We start from the raw sequence: 24,376 nt of genomic DNA, 5'->3' as shown, positions 1-24,376 counted from the left end.
CTAGAAGGAAAGTTTAAGTAAAACAAAGAGTTACGGTGTTTTACGGCGCCCCTTGGGCGGGCGCCACGGATTCTCCCGCCTCCTCCCCCCTCGGGGGAGGATGTTATGGATGAGGGGCAGGCCTAGGATGCAAGGTCTCACCATAACGATAAGTCCAGGGAGAAGATGATGAGTCTATCCAACAAAGGTAAAGGGGCCTTTAAGCCCACTTTGCTGTCTGCTGCTATTGCAGCTGTGAGCGTCACTCTGCCGGCCTATGCCGCAGAAGATGGCGCTAATGCTACGCTCGAAGAGGTATCTGTCACCGGCTTCCGCAAGAGTGTGATGGACTCCATCGACACCAAGCGTGACGCCAAGGCCGTTGTTGAGGCCATCTCTGCCGAAGATATCGGTAAGCTGCCGGATTCCTCCATCGCCGACGCTATTTCCCGCCTGCCGGGCCTGGCTGCCCAGCGCCTGGACGGCCGTTCAAGCCGCGTTTCCATTCGTGGTTTCGGTGAAAACGAAAGTGCCACTACTTTTAATGGCCGCGAGCAGGTGTCCATCAGTGACAACCGTGGCGTGGAGTTCGATCTCTACCCCTCCGAGATCATGAGCGGCGTAACCGTTTACAAGACGCCGACCGCCAGTATTGAAGCCGAAGGCATCGCCGGCGTGATTGACATGCAGACCGTGAAGCCGCTGGAGCGGGGCGAGCGTGTTATTCAGGTCAACAGCCAGTACGAGATGACCAGCTTCGATAAGCTGAATCCCGATGGTGAAGACCAGGGCCACCGTGCCACCGTTTCCTATATCGACCAGTTTGCCGACGATACCATCGGTGTGGCATTCGCCCTGAACACTATGAGCTCGCCGAACCAGGAAGAGCGCTGGAATGCCTGGGGTTATCCCGAGTTCACCTACCAGGGTGAAGAGTACTCCATCCTGGGCGGTGCCAAGCCGTTCGTTCGCTCCTCCGTCCTGGATCGTGACAGCGCCATGCTGGTTGTCGAAGCGCAGCCGAATGAAAAGCTGAACATGACTTTCGATGCCCTCTACGTAGACTTCGCCGATGAGAAGATCCTGCGCGGTATCGAAATTCCGTTTGCCTGGGGTCAGGGCTCCATCAGCCCGGACACTGCGGTTGTTGATCCGGCTACTGGTTTTATCACCAGCGCCACTACCGAAGGTCAGCGCGTTGTTGTGCGTAACGACCTGGAAACCCGCGCCGCTAAACTGAAGTCCTTTGGTTTCAACACCACCTATGACTTCACCGATAGCCTGCAGGTAGAGTTCGACGCTAGCCACTCTGCAGTCAAACGTGATATCTGGAGCTTCGAAAGCTATGCCGGTACCGGCCGAGGCAACGACGTTGGTGTAGCCGACGACCTGACTTATAACCTGGGTGGTGGCAACACCGGTGCCCAGTTTGAACACGGCCTGGATTACAGCGACTGGAACCTGATCCAGATGGGTGGTCCGTTGACCTGGGGCTGGAGTTCCGCACTGAACGAGAAATTCGGTATCGTCGGTGATCCCGCGCTGGAAAACACTGCCCAGGACGGCTTCCTGAACACTCCGGAAATCGATGATGAACTGACCTCGCTGAAGCTGGCCGCTACCCAGATGGTGGAAGCCGGTATCGTGAACGAGATCAGCTACGGTGTTTCGTACCGCGACCGCGAGAAGACCAAGAAGTCCGAGGGTTACTTCATGACCCTGAGCAACTTCCCGGGCATGCTGGTTGTGCCGGAGGAGTACCGTCTTGGCAGCGCCTCTCTGGACTTCATCGGCATGGGCGACATGATTGCCTATGACGCGGCTTCCATGCTGAAAGATGGCTACTACGAGCTGACCGCAGAATCCCTGACCAACCTCAGCCACCTGTTCAAGTCCTGGTCTGTGAGCGAGGCGGTAACTTCTGCGTTTGCACAGGCTAACTTCGAAACCGAAGTTGCCGGCCTGCCGCTGACCGGTAATGCAGGTCTGCGTTACGTCTACACCGACCAGCGGTCCAAGGGCTTCGCCGGTAATATTGTGGACGGACTGGTTGTGGCTGACCCCACTGACATCAGCCACGACTACAACCATTTCCTGCCGAGCCTGAACATGGCTCTGGCCATCGATGAGCAGCAGACTCTGCGTTTCGGTGCCGCCAAGACTATTTCCCGTGCCCGTCTGGACGAGATGAACGCCTCTGTAAAAGTGAGCTACAGCCAGCAGCCGGACGACAACGGTAACTTCTGGAATATCGAAGGTGGTAACCCCGAGCTGGAGCCGAAAGAAGCCATTGGCCTGGATCTGTCCTACGAGAACTACTTCAGCGAAGAAGGTTACTTCTCCGTGGCGCTGTTCTGGAAAGACCTGGATCAGTGGACCTTCGACGGTAACTACGAAGTGGAACTGGCTGGCGTAGCCGATCCGTCTACCGGCTTGGTGCCGGAGAACTCCACTGCAACCGGTAAGGGTAAAGTGAACGGTGGCGGCGGCACCCTGAGTGGTTACGAAGTTTCCGTAGCTCTGCCGTTCAACATGTTCTCCGAAAGCCTGGACGGTTTTGGCCTGCTGGCCAGCCACACCGGTGTCGACTCCGACATCCAGGATCCGAATGGCAACGACTACCAGCTGCCGGGTCTGTCTGACAGCATCGAGACCCTCACCTTCTACTACGACAACCACGGTTTCTCTGCGCGTACCAGCATGCGTAAGCGTAGCGACTTCAAGGGCGACGTATATGGCGTTGGCTTCAATACCGACCAGGTAGACGTAGTGGGTGAAACTATCGTCGATGCCCAGCTGGGTTACGACTTCTCCGGTGCTGGTATCAGCGGTCTGGAAGGTCTGTCCGTGTTCCTGCAAGGTCAGAACCTGACTGACGAGCCGTTCACCACGCTGAGTGGCGATAACTCCCTGCAGGTTCGCGACTACCAGAGCTACGGCAAGACCTACCTGCTGGGCTTCAGCTACAAGCTGTAATCCCATGCAATTAGCATTGAGCTAAGCAAAGCCCTTGTAATAGGTTTATTACAAGGGCTTTTTTTTTCCAACTAAGATTTGGGTTGAACTGTTTTCGGTGGCCTTATGTAACGGTTCAACCACCGGTGATTCTCAGTAATCCGGAAATGGCATCTGACACGGATATGTATTGTGGACGAAAGAATTATTAAGAATCTGGTCATTCTCGGTGGCGGTACTGCAGGCTGGATGACTGCTGCGCTCATGGCAAAAGTGCTTGGCAAAAGCATCGGTATTACGCTGGTCGAGTCAGACAAAATCGGTACTGTAGGTGTGGGTGAAGCCACGATTCCGCCGATCATCAATTTCAATCAGGCCCTGGGGCTCAATGAGCAGGAATTCCTGCAAGCCACCAAGGGTACGATCAAACTCGGTATCCAGTTCGAGGATTGGTATCGCCGGGGTGAGAGCTACATGCACGCCTTCGGTACCGTCGGCAAGAACTTCCCCTTCTGTGATTTCCACCATTTTTGGCGGAGAAGCAAGCTCGGCGGTAACGATTCGAGCTATTGGGATTACTCCCTCAATTACCAGGCCGCTATCCACAACAAATTTGCACCGTTGGCGCAGATAAAAGGTACCAACCTGCCGGGGCTTTCCTACGCCTATCATTTTGACGCCGGGCTCTATGCCAAGTTTCTTCGTCAGTACAGCGAGGGCAAAGGGGTAAAGCGGATCGAAGGCACCGTCCAGGATATTACCTTGCGGTCTGGGGATGGATTCGTCGAGAGCCTGTTGCTTGAGAACGGTGCAACAGTCGCCGGTGATCTGTTCGTGGATTGTACCGGCATGGCGGCGTTGCTGATCGACAAGACCCTGGGGGTCGAATTCGAGGAATGGTCCAAGTGGCTGCCCTGCGACCGGGCCATGGCGGTTCCCAGTGCGGGTAGTCGGCCTTTAGTGCCCTATACCCGGTCAATCGCTCATGCCGCAGGTTGGCAGTGGCGTATTCCCCTGCAGCATCGAACTGGCAACGGCATTGTGTATTCCAGCCGCCACTGGAGTGATGACGATGCCCGCGAGGTACTGATGAGCAACCTCGACGGCGCACCCCTCGCAGAACCCAAGCTTATCCCTTTCCGCACCGGACGCCGCGCCCGCCAATGGGAGAAGAACGTGGTTAGCATCGGACTATCCAGCGGCTTTCTCGAGCCGCTCGAATCTACCAGTATTCACCTGATTCAGTCCGCGGCCACACGCCTGATCAAATCATTTCCCCATCGCGGCGTTAAGCCTGAGGAAGTGGCGGAATTCAATCGTCAGTCTCGTGTGGAAATCGAACGGATCCGCGACTTTATTATTTTGCACTACAAGGTCAACCAACGTCGTGATAGTGATTTCTGGCGGGACTGCGAGGAGATGGAAATCCCTGCTGCGCTGGCAGACAAGATTGAATTGTTCCGCCGAACGGGCAAGGTGTTCCGTAATTACGACGACCTTTTTACCGAGGCCGCCTGGCAGCAGGTGATGATTGGCCAGGGAATATTCCCGGAGGATCACCACAGCATTGCCGATTCCCTATCCGAGCCGCAGCTGGAGGACCTGATGCATAGCCTGAAAACGCTTGTCGATGGCTCCGTCAAGAGCCTGCCGGATCACGAGCAGTTTCTGTTCGGTCAAAAGTCACGGTAAATAAACGGCACTGGAGTATTAGAGATAAGTTTTTGGAAGGCGACGAGTAAGCGCCGGCGCTATTTTTGAATTCCTGGCTGGCCGCCTGCAGCGAAAACGTTCCATCAATTCGCAGTCAGTGCAGTTCATAAAAGTCGAGAACCCGGAGTGGTCCGGCAATGCCACTATCTATTAGGTGATTACCTGCCAGTTCACCTCCTCAACCGAAGAAGAACCGCGACAGTGTGCCGCGGTTCTCTAGTTTTCAACTCCGCTCTGCAGATAGCTTTACAGGTGCGACTTAGTTGCCCTCTTGTACCGGTATCTGTTCCAGCGCGGCTTTTAGTTCCGTGAGCTTTTCCTTCACCCGCGCCGCATTATCAGGCCCCATCCGAATCATCAGCTTGTGCAATCCCGGCAGCTTCTCCAGCTTGGGATCGGCAAACTTGTAATAGACCGACGGGCGCACCAGCTTGATCGGTTCGTCGACCTGCGGCGCGGCGAGCACATGGTCAATGGCCTGCAGCACTTCCTGGTGGAAGTTCTTGTTCCTGATGCCCAGCTCGCCGTAGGCCTGGGCCAGGCGCGGATACCAGTAGCGGTAGATTTCGACGGCGGCATCGGTATCCATCAGTGCGAACAGGCGCACCGGCTGGTCATAGCGGTGATAGTTGTCGGGGGATAGCACCATGCCGGTAGCCCCCTCATCGGCAACGATGATCGGGCCCTTGATGGTCTTCAGTGGGCGGTGTTTGTGGATCAAATCGCCGCGGGAGCCCGCATTGACGGCAGCGACCCATTTGCGCACAACCTCATCGGGTACCAGCCACTTCGCCAGCGCACCGTCCGGCGCCAGGCTCATCAGGTCTTTCAGCGCGGCTTCGTCGCTTTCATTCAGGGGCGGGGGTGGTCCTTTCTCGGGCTCTGCTACGGGAGCCGGCTCGGGGGGCGGCGGCGCCTCGACCTCTGGCAGGGGTTCGGGTTCGGCTTCCTGTTCGGGCTCTACTGCAATCGGTGCTGCGGGTTCCTCCGCTTTGTCGCCGGACAGAAACCAGTAGGCCCCCGCCGCCAGTACGACAACGACCACTAGACCGATGATCCAACCCTGACTCGACTCGTGCTCCGACATTCCCTGCCTCCTGTTGCTGCGGTTTGACTATTGGACCGCGACGGCCACTTGCGGTTTCCCGCGGCCCGGAGTCGCTACATTACTCTCCGCTGGCGGAGGCCGCAAAGTTTTCCCCCTCGAATAGCCATAGCACGGCCTCGGCCAGTTCGCCGCGCCAGAACCCCTCGTTGTGCTCACCTTCGGCCACCAGTTTGGCGCGCCAGCGCTCTCCCGGCAGGCTGCGGGACAGCAGTTCGCCCATCTGCGCGAAGTTTTCCACCATCTCTTCGCCCTCGCGGCCGCCCATCAGCAGGTAGAGACGGGCGTCGGCGGGCGTGGCCTGCTCCGTCAGCGGCAGAATCTGCGGGCCAACCCAATAGGCGGGGGAGAAGATGCCGGCCTTGCTGAATACCTGCGGGTAGCGGTTGATGGCGTAGTGGGAGATCAAGCCGCCCATGGAGCTGCCCATGATTGCCGTGTTGTTCCGATCCGGCAGGGTGCGGTAGTCGCGATCGATCTGTGGCTTCAGCTGTTCGACGACAAACCGCAGATAGGCCTCACCCTCGCCGGCACCGAATTTTTCGTGATCGAAGGGATTCAGTTCGGTAATACGGTGGTCGTCGCCGTGATCGATGCCGACGACGATCAGCTCGAGATGGTGGGATTCCGCCAGTGCATTCAGCGTCTCATCCACGCCCCATTCTCCGACAAAGGAAGTGGCATCGTCGAACAGGTTCTGGCCGTCGTGCATATACAGCACCGGGTAGCGCCGCTCCGATGAGTCGTAGGAGGGCGGCAGGTAGATGCGCACGCTGCGCTGCCGCTGCAGGGCTTCCATCTGCAGTGGCGACAGCACAGTCACATTGGCCTGGGCGGTGGATGCGGCAGTAGTGCCGTCGTGCCCATCGCAGGCCGCGAGCAGCGCGGCGAGCAGGGCGGCGGCGACAGTACACGCTACGCGCCAGCTGCTGAGAGCGGCTCTGTGGGCGCGGGTGGAAGTTGTAGTTGTGCTCATGCCGGTATCCTCGGGGTACGGAGCGGGAGCCTTCCATACTATGCGCGGCGCGGCCTGCCCGCCTACGCCCCCTGCGCGGGAGGATGCGCGAAACGCCGCGCGCATTACAGTAGGTTGGGCATTTTCTGAGCGATGACTCCACAGAGAGAACAATGAAAAAATTGACCAGCTTCCTGGCGGCGCTGCTCCTGTGCGTAGCGCAGGCTGTCGGTGCGACCAGCCCGGTGGATCCCTTCTGGCGCAATGCCACCGTCTATTTCATGCTGCCGGACCGCTTTAACAACGGCGATCCGGACAACGACCTGGCCTACGGACGCCGGGGCGACGCCGACCCGCTGCGCGGCTTTCACGGCGGCGATCTGCAGGGCGTCCTCGACAAGCTGAATGAGGGCTATTTCAACGCGCTGGGCGTCGACGCCCTGTGGATGTCGCCGGTCTACGAGCAGATCCATGGCGCCACCGACGAGGGCACCGGGCGCACCTACGCCTACCACGGCTACTGGCCCAAGGACTGGACCAGCGTGGATCGCAACTTCGGCAGCGAAGCGCTGCTGGCAGAACTGATCGAGACGGCGCACCGCCGCGGCATTCGCGTCCTGCTGGATGTGATCGTGAACCATACCGGCCCGGTGACTGGCAAGGATTCGCTGTGGCCGGCGGAGTGGAGTCGCACCGAATCCGTGTGCGACTGGTCCGGTTTTGCCGGTACTGTCAGCTGCATGCTGGTCGACAACCTGCCGGATATCCGCACCGAGAGCGAGCAGCCGGTCGAGTTGCCGCCGCAATTGATTGCCAAGTGGAAGCGGGAAGGGCGCCTCGACCAGGAGCGGGCCGAGCTGGATGCATTCTTCGGGCGCACCGGCTACCCGCGCGCCCCCAAGTACTACCTGGTGAAGTGGGCCACCGATTGGGTGCGCGAATACGGCGTGGACGGTTTCCGCGTGGACACGGTCAAGCATGTCGAGCCGGAAGTCTGGCAGGCACTGAAGAAGGAGGCGCGCCTCGCCCTGGCCGAGTGGAAGGCCGAGCATCCGCGCAAAAAACTCGACGACCGCGATTTCTTTATGGTCGGTGAGGTGTACGGCTACGGCATCAGCGGCGGACGCGATTTCGACTTCGGTGACCGAAAGGTGGACTTCTTCGATTACGGCTTCGACAGTCTGATCAACTTCGATATCGCAGCGCGCGCCGGTAAGGAGGACATGGAGTCGATCTTTTCCGCCTATTCACAGGCGCTCAATGGTGGCGCGCTGGACGGCGTCGGCGTGCTCAATTACCTGACGTCCCACGACGATATGAACTCCTTCGATCGCGAGCGCAAGCGCGCACGCGAGGCGGCACTGAAGCTGATGCTCGCACCGGGTGGGGCGCAGATCTATTACGGCGATGAGCTGGCCCGGCCCCTCACCGCGGCGGAAGCCCGGGGCGATGCGCAGCTGCGCAGCCCGATGAACTGGGGCGACCTGGAAAAAGCGGAAACCCGCGAGCTGCTGGCCCTGTGGCAGAAGCTGGGCCGCTTCCGTCAGACGCATCCGGCAGTCGGTGCCGGCGTACACCGGAAGCTCGCGGACAAGCCCTATACCTTTGCCCGTACTCTGGCAGGCGAAGAATCCGTGTTGGTGGCGCTGGATACCGAGCGCGGCGAGAAACGCATATCCGTAGCGGGCGTGTTTGTTGATGGCGCCGAGCTGCAGGACTTCTACTCCGGTCAGCAAATAAAAGTTCGCGACGGTGAAGTGCGTATCGACAGCCAGTACGATCTGGTACTGCTGGCGCCGGTAAAAAGGCAGGATTGATAGCGCCCGCGACCGGGGCGATGAAATCCGGCGGCGCCGCGGATGTGCGCCGCCGGTAGGGCCGGCTTAACTGGCGTCGGCCGCGGTGGTGGTGAACTGGTTACAGACCATCACATCCACGTCCAACTGGCCGATCACCCGCTCGGCGGTGTTGCCGCGCAGCAGGGTACCAGTGGCGCCGTACTGGTTCAGGGTGCCCATGACCACCACGTCGGCGTCGATTTCCCGCGCCACTTCTTCCACCACGTCACTGGTGTAGCCCCGCTTCACGTGGATGCGGTGGGTCGGCACACCGGTCTTGTCCGCCAGCTTGGCCAGCGCGCCGCGATCCGGGTAGAGCATGGAATCCAGGAAGGCGTTCACCAGGTGCAGCTCGGCATCGTAGTTCGCGGCAATATACTTCGCGCGCTCGCTGATCTGGCGGTTGAGCTCGCGCTGCTCCTGGGTCTTGGCCTGGTAGTTGACGGTTGCCAGCACCACCTTGCGGCGGGCCTTGGCGCCCGGACGGATCAGCACCACCGGGCAGCGGGCGGTTTTCAGCACCTGCCACTTGGATTCGGCAAAGGTAAAGCGGCGGCTGTTCTTGGCGTGCACCGGCAGGTAGATCATTTCGGCGTTACAGCGCTTTGACTCCTGCACGATGGCGGCCTGCCAGTCGCTGGACCAGCACACGGTAATCTCACACTCGAGTCCCGCCGCCGCGATCGGCTCGCGGATCTGCTCGCGAAACCAGGATTCGTCGCGGAACAGGTGATCGTTGACCGCGCGGGTATCGACGGCCTCGCCGTCCACGGCCACGAATACCGCCAGCCGCGGTTGCGGGTTGCGCATCTGCGCGGTGGTCAGCGCGCGCTCCAGTGCTACATGTTGTTCATCATTGGGATCCACGACTACGAATACTGTGGTCTGCTCTTCCATCTTTCCTCCTGGTTGCCGGGGGTGCTGCCGGTCTTATGGTCAATGTTTGACTTGGCGGTCTAATCTAACACGGCGCGCCAATGGTCCGGTGATTTTGCCGGCGATGAATGTGTATTAGCGCGCCAGATTCAGGACACATGATGGCGGATGCGGCGAGGCGTGTATTGAGCTAGATCAAGAGCGCGTCGTACGCCGCAGAAGCGGGCCGAAGGCCTGTCGGGTAGCGTGAGGCGGCAGGGTGCGACAGTCGTTGAGGCAGGCCGGCTCGACCCGAACCGGCCCCCAGATCTGGATTGCGGCTTGCGCCGCAATGGCGATATCAGTTGATGCGGAAAATATGGCTGGCAAAGGGCTGTAATCGCAGCGTTATTGTTCCCTGGCCGCCGCTCACCTGCAGCTCACCTGCCATCTGGCCGAGTTGATCGGCAAGCGCGTGGCTACCTTCAGCCAGATTCCAGTTCTGCAACAGTTCAGCCGGCAGCTGCAGTTGCACTGGCCGGTCTTTGTTGTCGAAGTTCGCAATCACCAGCAACCGCTCGTCGCCGGCCCAGCGTGCAAAGGCGAACAGTTTGTCATCGTAACCTTTTCCATGTTCGCGGTTGTAGTCGTGCAGATCCATGTATTCACCGCGCAGGGCCCCGCTGCTGGCGGAGAAATTCAACAGACGCTGATAGAAATTGCGCAGTTCTTTTTCGCTGTCGGTCAGCTGTGCGGTATTCCACTGGCCATCGTTATTCCAGCGGCGCACAGTGGGGACAGACCAGTAATCGAAGATGGTCGTGCGGCTCGCCTTGCCGAAGCCGGCATCCTCACCGGCAGCTTCCCCCAGTTCCTGGCCGAAGTACACCAACGTTGGTGCCGCAGACAACGTGGCAGAAACCAGCATCGCGGCCTTGCCCATTTTGGCGTTGCCGGCAAATTCCGCGCTGGCGATACGCTGTTCATCGTGGTTTTCCATAAAGTGCAGCATATGCGGGGCAATATCGTGCAACTCCGCCTGGATTTCCGCAACCTTGTCGGTACTGCCGTTGCCTTCCATCACTGCGCGGATGGCATCGTAGGTGCCGACCTTGTCGTAGAGGTAATCCATCTTGCCGAGGAAGATGTAATCGCGGTAGCGCTCCGGGGTGTAGATCTCGGCCAGCAGCAGTGTGTCCGGCTTTTTCATCTTGATGGAGGAATTCAGGTAGCTCCAGAATTCCACCGGCACCATGCCGGCCATATCGTAACGGAATCCATCCACGCCGAAGTCCAACCAGTAGTGGGCGATATCGCGGAATTTCTTCCAGGAATCCGGCACTTCCTTGTCGGCCCAGAATGCCGCATGGGCGGCGTAGTCCTTCTGGGCAAATTCCGCCGACAGCTCCGGAAAATCTTTGCTGCCGTCCGGGCGCACGCCGAAATTGATCTTGACCGTCTCGTACCAGTCGTCGATGGCGGGCTGCGGACTGCGCGCACCGTTACCGGTCCACTTGGCCGGGCTCTCCGCAAACTGGTCATCGACCAGCGGATTGGCCTCGCCATTCAGCGGACGGTAGCCGGCATCGGAAACCGGCACGCGGAATTCTTCCCCGGTAACGTAATAGAAGTTGTTGTCACGCGCGTAAGTCGCCGACGTATCGTCATCGGCACCGAAGTCGCGCACGCCCTCGGGCTTGTCCAGCGATTCGTAGGCACGCGCCACGTGGTTCGGCACTATATCGATAATGACTTTCAGCCCCTGCTCGTGGCTGCGATCGATCAGCGCGCGGAATTCCTGCAGCCGCTCCGCCGGATTTTCTGCCAGATCGGGGTTTACGCTGTAGTAATCCTTGATCGCGTAGGGAGAGCCGGCGCGCCCTTTGACCACGTCCGGATCATCGTTGCTGATGCCGTACTCGGTGTAGTCGCCCACCAGCGCGTGGTGCAGGGAACCCGTATACCAGATATGGGTGGCGCCGAGATCGTGAATCTCCTTAAGGACCTTGGGCGAAAAATCATTGAATTTTCCGACGCCATTCTCTTCGATGGTGCCCCAGGGCTTGTTCGTGGGGTTGGTATTGCCGAACAGGCGCGGCAGCACCTGATAGATCACCGGCTTTTCAACAGCCTGGGTTTCGGTTGCGTCAGCGGCTACCGGTTCGGACTTTTCCGCGCAGCCGAACCCGGAGGCCAGTAGCGCGGCGGCGAGCAGTGTTTTTACTTTGTTCATTTCTGTACCCGAATTATTTGTGCAGCTAGTTCGTGTGCCGCTTGTCAGTCTTTGACCGCCAGCTTGAGCGCGCCACGCGCCCAGTTGAACTTCACCAACAGCCTGTCGTTGCGCTTGTCATACCAGGCGCCCTGCGCTGCAGAGGCAAAGTCTTTCTTACGCTGAAGCAGCTTCAGGGGCGCGCCATCTGCATCGATGCTGGTGGGCGCCTGCTGCCAGTTGTGGATCTTCAGGGTGATGGCGCGCTCTCCCGGCATACCCTTATAGCCATCGCCTTCCCGATTGAAGGCGAAGTCGATACCGGCGTCGCTGCGGTTGGCGGCGAAGGTCAGTTTCTCGTACTGACCGCGGGCGAAAGCATCCACTGTGGTGCCGTCATCTTCGTAGATGTAACCACTGGATTGCGCCGCCGACTCGTGCGCGTAGTAGTCCAGCGTCAGAGTATTGCTGGAGTAGTCGCGGGTGGTGGCGATATCGTCGATGGTGGGGATAAAAGCACCGGCGCGAACCAGCACCGGGATGGTTTCCAGGTCCACGTCCACCTGCGCCTGCTCACCGCTGTACTGGTCGTCATTCCAGTAATCGAACCAGACGCCGCCGGGCAGTTTCACGCTGACTTCGTCGATGTCGGCCTCGGTCACCGGTGCTACCAGGAAATCGTCGCCCCACAGGTAGGCATCCTTGTAGTCGATCAGTGTCGGGTCGCTTTCGTTTTCAAAGAACAGTGGGCGCATCAGCGGCATGCCGGTCTGGCTGTTCTCGAACGCCAGGGTGTAGTTGTAGGGCAGCAGGCGGTAGCGCAGCTTGACGAATTCACGCGTGATGTCTCTGGTGCGGCGGTCGTGGAAAACCGGCTCGGAGGCGATGTGCTCCTGCGCGTGCGGGCGGTATACCGGCTGGAAGACACCGTACTGCAGCCAGCGAATGTAGAGTTCGCGATCGAAGTTCTCGCCGCCGGCGAAGCCGCCCAGATCCGAATGGGTGTAGCCGAAACCGAGCAGGCTCATGCTCAGCGCCAGTTCCACCTGCGGCTGCAGGCCACCCCATTCGCGGGCCACGTCGCCGGTCCACGGAATCATGCCGTAGCGCTGGGAGCCAGCGAAGCCGGCGCGCATCATGATAAACGGGCGACGCTCCGGATATTTTGCCGTCTGCTTGTCGTGCAGCAGCTGGGCCCATTTATGGCCGTAGGCGTTGTGTATCTCGTCCGCCATACCGATGGCGTGCACCGTGTCAGAAGGGTGCACTTCGGGCTCGCCCAGGTCGCCCCACCAGCCGGCCACGCCCTGCTGCAGCAGGCCATCGTAGATATTCCAGAACCAGTCGCCGGCATCTTCAGAAAAGACATCGATCAGGCCGGTATTACCGAAGTAGAAGTCGAAGCGCTTGGGCTGGCCGGCGAGGTTTTTGGCCAGGGCATTGTTGGCCACCGCCTCGTCCCAGCGCTCGGACGTGGACAGGATAAATGGCTCGGTAACCAAAATGGTGTTGATGCCGCGTTCCTTGAGGTCGGCCATCATCTTTTCCGGTTCGGGGAAGGCAGTTTTGTCCCAGGCCAGGTTGCCCATATGGCCCTTGATATCCGGGCCGAACCAGTAGAGATCCAGCACGACCGCATCCAGCGGGAAATCCTCTTCGGCGAACTTGTCCACGGTCGCGCGCACTTCCTGCTCGGTGTGGTAACCGAAGCGGGAGGCGAAGTTGCCCAGCGCCCAGCGCGGCGGCAGCGGCTGTTTGCCGGTGACGGCTACATAGTTTTCGATCAGCTGCGGATAGGTGTCGCCGGCGACGATGATGTAGGAGGTGCGGCCGCCAACGGCCTCGAACTGCAATACGTCCTCTTCGCTGGCCCCCAGGTCCAGGTTGCCGGTAGCGGAATTGTCGAACAGCAGTATGTACTTGTTGCTGGACATGACGGCTGGCAGCGAGAAGTACATCTGGCTGGATTCGGTGGTGTAGCCGTAGTGTGCGCGGTTGTAGAGCGGCAAGCGCTGGCCGCGGCGGTCCATGCCCAGCACGCGCTCGCCGCCACCGAGGAGTTTCTCTTGCGGTTTCAGTGTAAAACGGAAGCCGCGCATCGTCTCGTTGGCGAAAAAGCCGAGCTCCTCACCGACCAGCGGCTGCTGGCCGCGCTGGTAGTCGATATGGAAGGGAGACTTGTGGATCACTGCGGTGAGGCCGGCGGTGCGGTAAATCAGCCTGTCCTTCTCTTCGCTCAGTGTCGCTTTCGGCCCTTGAGGCTTGCCGCTGTCGATGGCGAAAGAGGGCAGCTGTTTGAGTCCGTCTCGCTGGTAGTGTACCTCCAGGGCGCCTTCACCCAGTGGCGTGAGCGTCACGCTGGTATCGCCGGTATCGATGGTCAGTGACGACTCGTTTAACTCATGATTGCGGTATTGCCGCAGCTGCTCCGCGTCGGCGAGGCTGCCATGCAGCAGCACAATCAGAGCGCAACTGCGCAGAAATAACTTTCTTATCATCATCGGCTCAATTTTATATATGTAGTCGGGTTTGTTTCGTTAATTCAGTTGCAGTACCAGTACATCCCGCGGGGGCAGTGTCAGCGTGTCCAGTGCGTGGCGCTGACCGGTGACAACATCGGTGGCCTGGGTTTCGTTATTGATGACTTCCGCGTAGCGCGCTCTATCAAGTCTTTGCGGTTTATCAGACTTGTTGAAGGCCACCATGATCTTGTCACTGTCGTCATAGCGGAAATACACATAAGTACTATTGCGCGGAGCAAAGTGTTTCAGTTTTCCGCTGTGAATCGCCGGTGTCTGGCGTCGCCAATTGAATAGCGCTCGAACGTAATCCTGCGCCGCCTTTTGTTTTTTGCTCAGGCCCCGACCAGTAAAAGCGTTGCTGCGGTCGCCGGTCCAGCCGCCGGGAAAGTCGCTACGTACGACGCCATCGTCGCGGTGTTTGGGGCTCTGCAGCAGTACCTCATCGCCGTAATAGAACTGCGGTATTCCGCGCATGGTGGCGATATAGGCGATGGCCATCTTGAACAGCGCCGGATCCTCGTCGAGCTGGCTGTACAGGCGGCTGATATCGTGGTTACCGCCGAAGATCACCAGGCGGTCCGGTTGTGGGTAGAGAAAGTCATTGGCCAGCCCCTCGTAGAGTGCGATCAGGCCGCTGTTCCAGCTGTCAGAGTTTGCCAGTCCATCGCGCAGCGCGTAGTGCAGCGGGAAGTCCATCATGCTTTTAAGGCGACCGCCGCTGGCCGGGTCGTGTTCGCCGCGCTGCCAGTGCGCAACGAGTGCCGGGTTGCGGGTCCACTCTTCGCCGACAATATTGAAATTCGGGTATTCACGTTGAATCCGCAGAGCCCAATGCTGCAGGAACTCTGGATCGGAATAGGCGTAGGTGTCGGCACGGATACCGCTGAGATCCGCATACTCGATCCACCACAGCGTATTCTGGATCAGGTAGTTGGCCAGAAGCGGGTTGCGCTGATTCATGTCGGGCATCGAATCAACGAACCAGCCTTCGACGAATTCGCGCTTGTCGATATCGCTCGTATAGGGGTCCAGTGGCGTAAAGCGGCTGTGGTTGGTAATGACATACTCGCCCTTCTTCAGGCCGTTGCCGTTCAGCCAGTCGTGCGCTGGTAGGTCGCTCAACCACCAGTGCCTGTCGCCGATGTGGTTCAACACTACGTCCTGGATAACGCCCAATCCCTTCTGGCGGGCGGCGGCGACGAATTGGCGGAATTCCTCATTGCTGCCAAAACGCGGGTCGATGCGGTAGTGATCGGTGATGGCGTAGCCGTGGTAGGAATATCCGGGTTGGTTATTTTCCAGCAGTGGATTGGGCCAGATCTGGGTAAAACCCATGTCGGCGATGTAGTCGAGGTGCTGGTGCATACCCGCGATATCACCGCCGTGGCGGCCGCCGGGCTCGCTGCGAGCGGTGCCTTCGAGGGTGTCTGCGGTGTCGTCATTGCCTGGCTTGCCGTTAGCGAAGCGATCCGGCGTGATCAGGTAGATGGCATCGGCGGAATCGAAGCCGCGGCGTTCGGCAGAACCCGGGGCGCGCTGCTTCAGCTCATATTCGATGACCGCACGGGTCTCGTCGGCGTCTTGCAATGCAATCTGCAGGGTGCCGGGAGCAGCTTCCGGTGAGACCCGCAAGTCGATAAACAGGTAGTTGCCGTTTTCCACAGACTCGGTACCGAGCAGCTCCACGCCGGGGTAATCGAGCTGCGCTTTGAGGCCTGCTAGCTCCCGCCCGTGCACCATCAGCTGCAGATCCGGTACTGCCATGCCGGTCCACCAGAAAGGTGGCTCGACCTGCTGCACCGGATCCGGGCTAGCTGCCATCGCGGGCGATACGAAGATAAAGGCGGCCGTTGTTAATGTGGCAAGGCACAGCGCTGGTAACCGTCTCATCTCGGGCTCCTGCTTATTAGTTAAAAGTTCCCAGATCGCATTTTGCCCCCTGGGCAGGTGGCAGGTATCCCCCTCGTAAGAGGGGGAGGTCAGTAGTCGCCTGTTGGGTAAAAATTGCTCAATATCGCCGTGTGTTGGGCTCGAGGCAGTGATGACCCAGGCGAGGATACGGGAGGGTGGAGAATTATCGCCGCGTCACGGGGCCGGGTCGAAGTCGGCGGCGCAGCCCCCTACTCCCCCCGCCGGGGAGGAGGGACTCTATCGACAGGCCTGCGACAATCGCCGCATAACCATAATCAGTTATCAGCGGTGAACCCTATGTCTCATGCATCCGGCGCGATGGCGCAGCCAGTGAAACAGCCCAAACTGCCCTTCTGGCAGGTGTGGAATGTCAGCCTCGGTTTCCTCGGCGTACAGTTCGGCTTTGCGCTGCAGAACGCCAATGCCAGCCGCATCCTGTCGGACCTGGGGGCGGACCTGCATTCGCTGTCGCTGTTCTGGATAGTCGCGCCGCTGATGGGGCTGATCGTGCAGCCGATTGTCGGCTCCGCCTCGGACCGCACCTGGAGCCGCTTCGGCCGCCGCAACCCCTACATCCTGTTCGGTGCCATCGCCGCCGCCCTGGGCATGGCGTTTATGCCGAACGCGGGCATCGTGGTGGCCTTCGTCGCGCCGATCCTGTTTGGCGGCGTCATGCTGGCGCTGATGGACGCGGCCTTTAATGTGACCATGCAGCCGTTCCGCGCCCTGGTTTCCGATATGGTGCCCTCCGAGCAGCGCACACTGGGTTACTCGGTTCAGTCACTGCTGATCAATATCGGCGCCGTCTGCGGCTCTATGCTGCCGTTTATCCTGACCAACGTGATCGGCCTGGAAAACACCGCGCAGGCCGGTGAAGTGGCGCCGTCGGTCATCTGGGCCTTCTATATCGGCGCCTCGGTGCTGCTCGGCAGCGTGCTGTGGACCGTGTTCCGGACCAAGGAGTACACGCCGGAACAGTACAATGCCTACAAGGGCATCGATGCCGACCAGCTGGCGCGCGAGCGCGCCGAGCAGAAGTCCCTGTCGCAGCGCCTCGGCGGCTTCTTCCAGCTGCTGTTCACCATGCCGAAGACCATGCGCCAGCTGGCGCTGGTGCAGTTCTTCTCCTGGTTTGCGCTGTTCATCATGTGGGTCTACACCACGCCGGCCATCACCCAGCATGTGTGGGGTGTGGAAGCCAAGTGGTTCGATTCGCACTATCTGGAGACTGTTGGTCAGGTCCCCGCGCATATCGCCGCGGCCAAGGGCGCGGCCGGTGACTGGGTAGGGATTATCTTTGCCGCCTATTCGCTGTTTGCGGCGCTCTTCTCCATCGTACTGGCGCGCATCGCCAACACCTTTGGCCGCAAGCCGACCTACGCGCTGTCGCTGCTGCTGGGCGGTCTCGGCTATATCAGCTTCCTGCTGTTCCAGGGCGGCGAGCCGACCCAGGTGAATCTGCTGATCACCGAAGTTACCGTGCCGAGCGGCGCGCTTGGTCTGCTGCTGCCGATGGTCGGTATCGGTATCGCCTGGGCGGCGATCCTGGCGATGCCCTACGCGATCCTGTCCGACTCGCTGCCGGCCAGCAAGACCGGCGTCTATATGGGCATCTTCAATTTCACCATCGCCGCGCCGCAGATCGTTTCCGCGCTGGTGGCCGGTGCAATTTTGAAAGGTGTTTTCGACAACCAGGCGATCTATATCATCGTGCTGGCCGGGGTGTTTATGGTCCTCGGCGCGGCTTCCGTGTTCTTTGTCCGCGAGGAGCGCGCGGAACAGAGCGGAGCTATAGAGGAAGCGGTCACCGCCTGATGAACTAAAAAGCCCCTCCCAGAGGGGCTTTTTTATTTCCTGGGCTACCTTTTTTCCGACGCACCGGCAGCGCGCGTTTTTGACAAGTCACTGCAGCCCTCCATAGACTGATTGGCTACCTGATCAATCGCCAAAAAAACATGTCATTTCTACAGTCCATCGATTCTGCTCTCGCCGCCTTCGCCGCTTTTGTCTGGGGTACGCCGCTGCTGGTACTGCTGGTCGGCGGCGGTCTCGCGCTGCTGATCTATTCCCGTGCCCGCCCCTATCGCCATATCGGCCACAGTATCGACCTGCTGCGCGGCAAATACGACGATCCGAATGATCCCGGCCAGGTACCGCACCGGCAGGCGCTGTCGACCGCGCTGTCCGGCACGCTGGGGCTCGGCAATATCGCCGGTGTGGCCATCGCCATCAGTACCGGCGGCCCAGGGGCGATTTTCTGGATGTGGGTGACCGCGCTGGTGGGGGTGGCCACCAAGTTCTACACCGCGTCGCTGGCGGTCATGTTCCGCGGCCGCGACTCCGCCGGCGAACTGCAGGGTGGCCCCATGTATGTGATCCGCGAGGGGCTGGGCAAAAAGTGGATGCCGCTGGCGCTGCTGTTTGCCGTGGCGGGGCTGTGCGGCATGCTGCCGGTGTTCCAGTCCAACCAGACGGTGCAGTTGCTGCGGGAGTCCTTCGCGGTGCCGCTCGGCTGGGTACCGGCGGAAGGGTCGCTGCTGTTCGATTTTGCCACCGGCCTGGTGCTGGCCATTGCGGCGGCGGTGGTGATCGCCGGGCGCATTCAGCGTATCGGCAAGTTCGCCGTGCGTGTCGTGCCGGGCATGGTGCTGTTCTACCTGGCGCTGACGCTGATCGTGATCGGCTATTTCTGGCAGCAGGTGCCGGCCGCCTTCGCGCTGATTATCAGCGATGCCTTCAGCGGCAAGGCCGTGGCCGGCGGTGCGCTGGGGGCGGTAATCGCCACCGGTATCAGCCGCGGGGCCTTCTCCAACGAGGCCGGTATCGGCACCGAATCCCTGGCCCATGGCGCGGCCAAGACCCGCGAGCCGATTCGCGAGGGTGTGGTGGCGATGCTGGGGCCGATCATCGATACACTGGTTATCTGCACCTGTACCGCTCTGGTCATTCTGCTGACCGGCGTGTGGCAGCACGCCGACGGGATCGCCGGCGTTACCCTGACGGCGAACGCCTTCTCCGAGGTGTTCGGACACTTCGGTCCGGTCCTGTTGTTGTTGATGGTGCTGCCGTTGGCATTCAGTACCATCGTCACCTTCTGGTACTACGGCGTTAAGTGTTTCGTCTTCCTGTTCGGCAGCCGCTTTCAGGGGCTCTATACGGCCATGTACATCCTGTTGATCGTGATCGGTGCGGTGGCATCGCTGAACGCGGTAAACAGCATAATTATCGGCATGTACGCGATTATGGCGATTCCGACCATGACGTCGACGCTGCTGTTGGCCAGATACGTCAACCGCGCCGCGCACGATTATTTCGTACGCATGGAGTCCGATGAGAAGGCGAGGCTGGAAGATACCGCGTAACGCAAAAAAAACCGCAACAAAAAAAGGGCGAACAGTTGTTCGCCCTTTTTTTGTTGCGGACAGCTTGGCTAGTGTACGACGGAAACCTTGGTGCCCACGGTAGCGTTGCTGAAGAAAATCTTCGCCATATGCCAGGGCAGGCGGATGCAGCCATGGGAGGCCGGGTAGCCCGGCACATAACCCGCGTGCATGGTTACGGCTCCATTGATCCGCATCATGAAATCCATCGACGCACCGCGGAAGATCGAGCCTGGTGGTCTGCGGTCACGACGCACATCCACATTACTGCGTAATACGTAGCCGTTTCTGCTTACGTAGTGACCGTAAAGGTTGGAGCGGTGATTGTATTTCTTTTCGGAGATCCGAAAGTTCCCGGTAGGCGTGCGGTGCCCGGCCTTGCCGGTGGACACCGGCGAAACGCCGGCCAGCTTTCCACCCTTGTAAAAATAGGCCGTCTGTTCGCTGAGATCGATCACGATTCTCGGCGCACCGCCGATAACGTCGTGACGCCACCAGGATCTGCCCGTGTATTGCTGGGCACCGTTGCCCGCATAGGGTGACCTGGTGTAATAGCGCGAGTTGTAGGTCGGTCGATCGTATGAGTTGTAGTACTGGTTACGCGAGTTGTTGTAGTAGCTGCGCACATGCGGAGGGAGGTTGTTTGGGTCGCGATAATCGGCGCCCTCAGCAACTTGTGTTACCAGAGGGGCGCCACTGAGTACCAGCAACGCGGCGAGTGACGATCGTTTTAGTAGTGAAAAACGGCTTTGCATTGCGCACCTCTCTATTGCAAATGGGCTTTGCAAACTACAGCGATTTGCGAGCGCTATCCGCTGCGCGAGCTTTCGCGGGGCGAAGAACTCCAGTACGTCTTGACGACGCGACAGCAGATTGTGATTTCCCCAGCGCAGCGTGCCGATATCCTCCGGTATTCGCTGCAGAGTGGGCGAGCCGCGGCAGTTACCACAGCAAGTGAAAACGATGGTAGGGTCGCCAGATCGGCGAAATTACACCAAAAGGTAATGACGGGGAGTTTGGTTAGAGCGGATACTGATAACCGATTTTCCGCGTTGGTTGCCGTCTTCGGGTGCTGTTTCACCTGCGCATGCGGTAGATACACCGCCCAAATCCCTCCTCCAAATCCGTTGATGAATCGACAGCGCCGACTCGATTTTTAACTGCAAAGGGGCCACAAGAGAGTTCGGTAGCGGTGTCCGATGCCACTTCTGCCGTTTCGTTTCACGAACAAAATGCACTTATGGCCAAAATGCACGTCCTGCACCCGCAACCTGCCGGCGTCCATGGCCCGCAGTCCCGAACCGTACATCACGGAAACGAGCAACCTGTGATGACAGCACAAATTATCGATAACCGCTGTCGCCTCTTCGCGAGTAAACACAACGGGCAGGCGCCGCCCGTTACTGGCCCCGTCGAAATCCAGCTTGCCGAACTCAATGTTCAAGATCTGGCGATACAAGAGCACGATGGCGTTCAGCACAGCTTTTTTGCGTACTGACCGACATATTGCGCTGCAAGGCGAAGTGACCCAGCCATGCATTCACCTCGCCCTTGCCCATCTCATCGGGCCTGCGCATCTTGTGAAACCGAATCTAGTCCAGAATCCAGCCGCAGTATGTTCTTTTCCGTCCGGTACGCCAGCTGCCGTCCACATATAAAGGCACGACGCCTGTCCATAAAACGAACCGGTCGCGCTGGAATTGGTACGGGGATATCATCCATAAGCGCTTCCTCGCCAAAAGGCTGGTTGTTTATCCAGCGCAAATGAGGCGGGACCAATATCGCTCTGACATTGCAGTCGTCACAACCGTGATTTCCAGAGCAACACTTCGATACACTGAAAACCGATTCGATATCAATCGGTTACCATCAGGAGCAGGCATTTGGGATAGTGGTCGCGGAGACCGTTTTGCCCTGCGGACCTATGAAGAGTGACCCTGCGGAAAGCTTGACGAATCAAGGGGCTGGCCTCATTCTGGCGGCAAATCTATTTCGAGATATGCGTCGGCGAGTTATCGGTCCTGACGACCACGATATAAATGTTATGTGTAGAACTGAATGGAAATAGTAATTTTCTCAATCCCTCTGCTCGCAATGGCTAGAAGTATATTTATGCGAATTCGTATGCCCGAGGCATCATTGGTAGAGGTTTTGGAGAGATTGAATACGCCCTCGGTAAAGAATTCATATACATTAATCTTATCAATGGGCTGCTTTCTGCTCTCGCCTATTTATATATCGACGGGCTGGTATTGGGCGTTTTTCGCCACCATCGTGTTGGCGGGTTTAATCTACTTTAAGTTAGCACCAAGCCAGAAGTTGCGTTTTCCATTTTCCGGTAGTAGGGATTTTGAAGAAGTTTATGCGAGAAGAAGACGGGCTGTACTAGTCGTGATTCCAGTTATCCTGCTTTGGGTGCTCTCGTGGTCAAGGCACTACACATAACAAGCAGCTGTTATCGCCCCTTCGGGGCTGGGACGGCCTTTCCGCTGCTTCGCAGCTCCAAGCCCGCCCCAAAGCCGGGCGTTAAGTGAGAATAAGAAATGCCGACTTACGGTAACGAAGAGCAGAATGAATGGCTGGTAAGGCATCCTACTTGGGTAAGATTCCTAGGATGGATCGGTATACCGCTTTTGCTTGCTAGTTCTATTTATGTCGTCCTGATCCCAGTTATATCTGAAAGGTACGAACCTGTCGTAATTCTATCGTGTGTGTTTCTAGGTTTGTTTCCACTCTACATGTGTGTCCAGGCGCTCAAAGTTTTCCCGTTTATGCGTGCAGACGTGGAGGTCAATGACAATGGGTTTTCGATTTTCTATCCTAACGGAAAGTCAGAAACATACAGTTGGTCAAAAATAAAACGAATCAAACACTATACAACTTCACAGGTGTTGGAGTTGGTAGATATGAGTGAGAAGACTGTCTTGGCTGTAATGGAGCAAGCTTGGAGTTACGAAAAGTTCGTAGAGCTTGCTAATAAAAACGTAAAGAGTTAGCACTGCGCGAGCTCCACTTAACAAGTTGCTGCAGGGGACGTTTTACTTTGTGCGCCTTTTGCGCAGTCGCTCCACTCCTATTTTTGCGCAAAATGCGCCCAAACTAAGCCGTCCCTGAGCACGGCGTTAGGCACAAGGCTTCCCCTCGAATAGTAGGCAAGCAAAGGTGGCGTCGCCCTGGGAGCTGGGTCCGCTGATGCACTCCGCTATTTTTCGCGCAATGGGACGGAACGGAAGCGTCTTTGATGGCTAAGTTAATCTTTTAAGTAGCCTTGTTTGCTCTATGCAGCTGGTTATGAATGTCATCACAATAGTACCGTCAAAGTAGTCGGAATATTATCGACACAAGATGCTATTAATCGAAGTGCGCCAGCTTTGGAAGAACGGGTTTTTCGGCTTAAAAACTCTCCTTTCGATCAGCCTCCTCACCTTGGGCGCTAAAGACATCGTTATTGCACTTGATAGAAAACGCCTTTATGAAATTGTGAATGTACAAGAAGGTGACATTTTTGGTCGGTTGCCCTATTTTGAAAAAATAATGCATACTCATGTTTTAGCCTTGAAAATTAATCAACTGTTCGAGCTTGACGCAGATAATTTACAAAAGGCATAGAGGGCTTGTTTTGGGGCGGCATTATAAGGTATTCAAGCATTGTTTCGGCCAGTCTTTCTCCGCTGAATAGGTAGGCCTGCGGTTTGTCTGGCTATTTTTTAGCGTTAAATTTCATAGTATTTTTACTAAGTGTTTATGTCGGTCAGGTAACAGAAAATAATGTACACAAAAAGAATACTTGTTCTCTCAATTTCTCTATTTTTACCATTGTATTGCAAGGCGGCGGGAAACACTGAGCTGTTCGTCATCTCAGCCCTGCATGGCGCGCACAAAGACCATCCTACTTATGACTATCAAACGTTATATAGCCTGGTGGATTCTTTCGAGCCAGACTATGTGGGAGTTGAGATAAGGCAGGAGGATATAAAAGCTAAAAAACAATATCTGCAAAAGAACTATCCAAAAGAAATGGTGGAGCTCGCCAATCGCTATAAGTCCAGGGCGTTTGGATTTGATTGGTTGGGTGATGGCATTGAAGGAGTTGAAATTCCAGATAATTATTGGTCAGATTTAGAGGTCAAGAAACTAGCGAAAGAAATGAGTCAGGATAATCACTTTCTAAGTAAAGAGCCAAAGGAGCTAGGTGTTCAGAGGGAGTTGCAATCAAAAATTATTGAGCAGGCGACCCCGTACTCATTAAATAATGGAGAGTATGGAAAAATTTGTCGAGAAATTGATAAGTTAGAAGAGGTGTGGTTCAGAGGTTCTAAATATGCTGAGATCATAGATTTCAACAAAAAAAGAGATGAGAGAATAGGTGATAGTATCATCAAGTTTATCGAGCAGCATAAAGGTAAGCGTATTGTTTTGGTGATGGGGGCAGATCATAGAACATTTGCTGTTGAACATATAAAAGAATATTTTGAAAGCGATGTTCAAATATTGCCTATAGGTAAGCCGGCTGATTAGTGGGGTTGATCAAGATGGTATTTCCCAAACTGTGCAAGGGCGGAAGGCAGTTGGTCGTTTTCTCTGCGCTCGATGCTTTTGATAACAGGTTTTGCTGCTTATCAAGGCATTATGGGTAAGGCTTCATCGCCGAAATTGGACACTTGGCTCCTCTAAAATGACGGCCTAGTTATGGCTAGGAAGAAAGTAAGTTTTCCAACCTAAAAAAATATCGGGTTAACCATGAATAAAAAATACTTGGGTATCGTGCTCATCATCATTGGCGCCGCTCTGATGGCGTGGGGTTACAGTGTTTATGATTCAGCCGGCTCGCAGATCAGCAGGGCGATCAGTGGCGATACACCCATTGAGGCCTGGATCGGTATGGTGGGTGGGGCTATCTGTCTACTAATCGGCATCGTCAAATTGAAGTAACGGGATACTGATAGCCAGC

Annotated in this window: 17 protein-coding genes; 9 read left to right on the top strand and 8 right to left on the bottom strand. The window is 57.5% G+C overall.

All coding sequences use genetic code 11. From position 1 onward, the window contains the following. Positions 1 to 168 precede the first annotated feature (168 nt). Positions 169 to 2,955, top strand: coding sequence for a TonB-dependent receptor (locus BLW36_RS08215; protein ID WP_091387167.1), 2,787 nt, complete (start codon positions 169 to 171; stop codon positions 2,953 to 2,955). Positions 2,956 to 3,126: 171 nt separating this feature from the next. Next, positions 3,127 to 4,626: a tryptophan halogenase family protein gene (locus tag BLW36_RS08210; protein ID WP_091387166.1), complete on the top strand. Its 1,500-nt coding sequence runs from the start codon at positions 3,127 to 3,129 to the stop codon at positions 4,624 to 4,626. Between the two features lie 280 nt (positions 4,627 to 4,906). On the opposite strand, the gene BLW36_RS08205 is transcribed toward BLW36_RS08210, so the two are convergent. Both BLW36_RS08205 and BLW36_RS08200 read right to left on the bottom strand, forming a co-directional pair. After that, a complete protein-coding gene (locus BLW36_RS08205; RefSeq protein WP_091387163.1) occupies positions 4,907 to 5,734 on the bottom strand; it encodes a DUF3014 domain-containing protein in 828 nt (275 codons plus the stop codon). A gap of 79 nt (positions 5,735 to 5,813) precedes the next feature. Next, entirely contained in the window at positions 5,814 to 6,728 is a 915-nt protein-coding gene (locus BLW36_RS08200) for an alpha/beta hydrolase (protein WP_170833170.1), read from the bottom strand. A gap of 152 nt (positions 6,729 to 6,880) precedes the next feature. Here BLW36_RS08200 and BLW36_RS08195 point away from each other — a divergent pair, with 152 nt between their 5' ends. Next, entirely contained in the window at positions 6,881 to 8,524 is a 1,644-nt protein-coding gene (locus BLW36_RS08195) for an alpha-amylase family glycosyl hydrolase (RefSeq protein WP_091387160.1), read from the top strand. Between the two features lie 66 nt (positions 8,525 to 8,590). Here BLW36_RS08195 and BLW36_RS08190 read toward each other — a convergent pair whose 3' ends face one another. The 4 genes from BLW36_RS08190 to BLW36_RS08175 all read right to left on the bottom strand — a co-directional run bounded on the left by BLW36_RS08190 (position 8,591) and on the right by BLW36_RS08175 (position 16,024). Next, positions 8,591 to 9,442 (bottom strand): universal stress protein, encoded by an 852-nt coding sequence (locus tag BLW36_RS08190; RefSeq protein WP_091387158.1) that lies wholly within the window; start codon positions 9,440 to 9,442, stop codon positions 8,591 to 8,593. A 319-nt stretch (positions 9,443 to 9,761) separates the two neighbouring features. Beyond that, positions 9,762 to 11,633 (bottom strand): alpha-amylase family protein, encoded by a 1,872-nt coding sequence (locus BLW36_RS08185; protein ID WP_091387156.1) that lies wholly within the window; start codon positions 11,631 to 11,633, stop codon positions 9,762 to 9,764. 44 nt (positions 11,634 to 11,677) lie between these two features. Beyond that, positions 11,678 to 14,110: a glycoside hydrolase family 31 protein gene (locus BLW36_RS08180; RefSeq protein WP_170833169.1), complete on the bottom strand. Its 2,433-nt coding sequence runs from the start codon at positions 14,108 to 14,110 to the stop codon at positions 11,678 to 11,680. Positions 14,111 to 14,149: 39 nt separating this feature from the next. Next, on the bottom strand, positions 14,150 to 16,024 hold the full coding sequence (locus BLW36_RS08175) for a glycoside hydrolase family 13 protein (protein ID WP_091387152.1): 1,875 nt from the start codon (positions 16,022 to 16,024) through the stop codon (positions 14,150 to 14,152). 318 nt (positions 16,025 to 16,342) lie between these two features. Between BLW36_RS08175 and BLW36_RS08170 the strand changes: the two genes are divergently transcribed. Beyond that, positions 16,343 to 17,860, top strand: a complete 1,518-nt coding sequence (locus BLW36_RS08170; protein WP_244506194.1) for an MFS transporter — start codon at positions 16,343 to 16,345, stop codon at positions 17,858 to 17,860. A gap of 140 nt (positions 17,861 to 18,000) precedes the next feature. Continuing rightward, entirely contained in the window at positions 18,001 to 19,407 is a 1,407-nt protein-coding gene (locus BLW36_RS08165; RefSeq protein ID WP_091387147.1) for an alanine/glycine:cation symporter family protein, read from the top strand. A 68-nt stretch (positions 19,408 to 19,475) separates the two neighbouring features. Here the strand turns inward: BLW36_RS08165 and BLW36_RS17520 are convergent, their stop codons facing one another. Continuing rightward, positions 19,476 to 20,180 (bottom strand): L,D-transpeptidase family protein, encoded by a 705-nt coding sequence (locus tag BLW36_RS17520; protein ID WP_244506193.1) that lies wholly within the window; start codon positions 20,178 to 20,180, stop codon positions 19,476 to 19,478. A 437-nt stretch (positions 20,181 to 20,617) separates the two neighbouring features. Here BLW36_RS17520 and BLW36_RS17515 point away from each other — a divergent pair, with 437 nt between their 5' ends. Beyond that, on the top strand, positions 20,618 to 20,923 hold the full coding sequence (locus BLW36_RS17515) for a hypothetical protein (RefSeq protein ID WP_244506192.1): 306 nt from the start codon (positions 20,618 to 20,620) through the stop codon (positions 20,921 to 20,923). Here BLW36_RS17515 and BLW36_RS17680 read toward each other — a convergent pair. After that, complete coding sequence (locus tag BLW36_RS17680; RefSeq protein WP_425286752.1) at positions 20,859 to 21,002, bottom strand: hypothetical protein; 144 nt, start codon at positions 21,000 to 21,002, stop codon at positions 20,859 to 20,861. The two genes, BLW36_RS17515 and BLW36_RS17680, sit on opposite strands and share 65 nt — an antisense overlap. Positions 21,003 to 22,770: 1,768 nt before the next feature. Here BLW36_RS17680 and BLW36_RS08145 point away from each other — a divergent pair. The 3 genes from BLW36_RS08145 to BLW36_RS08135 all read left to right on the top strand — a co-directional run bounded on the left by BLW36_RS08145 (position 22,771) and on the right by BLW36_RS08135 (position 24,357). Next, the gene (locus BLW36_RS08145; RefSeq protein WP_091387141.1) at positions 22,771 to 23,034 is read left to right on the top strand and encodes a hypothetical protein; all 264 of its coding nucleotides are present in this window, start codon (positions 22,771 to 22,773) and stop codon (positions 23,032 to 23,034) included. A gap of 159 nt (positions 23,035 to 23,193) precedes the next feature. Further along, positions 23,194 to 23,943 carry a hypothetical protein gene (locus BLW36_RS08140; protein WP_091387139.1) on the top strand — a complete coding sequence of 250 codons (750 nt, stop codon included), beginning with the start codon at positions 23,194 to 23,196 and terminating at the stop codon, positions 23,941 to 23,943. 222 nt (positions 23,944 to 24,165) lie between these two features. Next, the gene (locus tag BLW36_RS08135) at positions 24,166 to 24,357 is read left to right on the top strand and encodes a DUF3185 family protein (RefSeq protein ID WP_091387137.1); all 192 of its coding nucleotides are present in this window, start codon (positions 24,166 to 24,168) and stop codon (positions 24,355 to 24,357) included. Positions 24,358 to 24,376: the final 19 nt, after the last annotated feature.

It is taken from the genome of Microbulbifer marinus (genome assembly GCF_900107725.1).
Lineage (GTDB): Bacteria > Pseudomonadota > Gammaproteobacteria > Pseudomonadales > Cellvibrionaceae > Microbulbifer > Microbulbifer marinus.
Note: the sequence above shows the minus strand (reverse complement) of the source record. Positions and strands in the feature narration are given on the sequence as shown.

Coding starts and splice junctions, on each gene's coding strand:
- BLW36_RS08135 (WP_091387137.1), top strand. CDS start 24,166: ATGAATAAAAAATACTTGGGTATCGTGCTCATCATCATTGGCGCCGCT.
- BLW36_RS08205 (WP_091387163.1), bottom strand. CDS start 5,734: ATGTCGGAGCACGAGTCGAGTCAGGGTTGGATCATCGGTCTAGTGGTC.
- BLW36_RS08170 (WP_244506194.1), top strand. CDS start 16,343: ATGTCTCATGCATCCGGCGCGATGGCGCAGCCAGTGAAACAGCCCAAA.
- BLW36_RS08195 (WP_091387160.1), top strand. CDS start 6,881: ATGAAAAAATTGACCAGCTTCCTGGCGGCGCTGCTCCTGTGCGTAGCG.
- BLW36_RS08180 (WP_170833169.1), bottom strand. CDS start 14,110: ATGATAAGAAAGTTATTTCTGCGCAGTTGCGCTCTGATTGTGCTGCTG.
- BLW36_RS08215 (WP_091387167.1), top strand. CDS start 169: ATGAGTCTATCCAACAAAGGTAAAGGGGCCTTTAAGCCCACTTTGCTG.
- BLW36_RS08185 (WP_091387156.1), bottom strand. CDS start 11,633: ATGAACAAAGTAAAAACACTGCTCGCCGCCGCGCTACTGGCCTCCGGG.
- BLW36_RS08165 (WP_091387147.1), top strand. CDS start 18,001: ATGTCATTTCTACAGTCCATCGATTCTGCTCTCGCCGCCTTCGCCGCT.
- BLW36_RS08140 (WP_091387139.1), top strand. CDS start 23,194: ATGTACACAAAAAGAATACTTGTTCTCTCAATTTCTCTATTTTTACCA.
- BLW36_RS17680 (WP_425286752.1), bottom strand. CDS start 21,002: ATGCGCAGGCCCGATGAGATGGGCAAGGGCGAGGTGAATGCATGGCTG.
- BLW36_RS08175 (WP_091387152.1), bottom strand. CDS start 16,024: ATGAGACGGTTACCAGCGCTGTGCCTTGCCACATTAACAACGGCCGCC.
- BLW36_RS17520 (WP_244506193.1), bottom strand. CDS start 20,180: ATGCAAAGCCGTTTTTCACTACTAAAACGATCGTCACTCGCCGCGTTG.
- BLW36_RS08200 (WP_170833170.1), bottom strand. CDS start 6,728: ATGAGCACAACTACAACTTCCACCCGCGCCCACAGAGCCGCTCTCAGC.
- BLW36_RS08145 (WP_091387141.1), top strand. CDS start 22,771: ATGCTATTAATCGAAGTGCGCCAGCTTTGGAAGAACGGGTTTTTCGGC.
- BLW36_RS08190 (WP_091387158.1), bottom strand. CDS start 9,442: ATGGAAGAGCAGACCACAGTATTCGTAGTCGTGGATCCCAATGATGAA.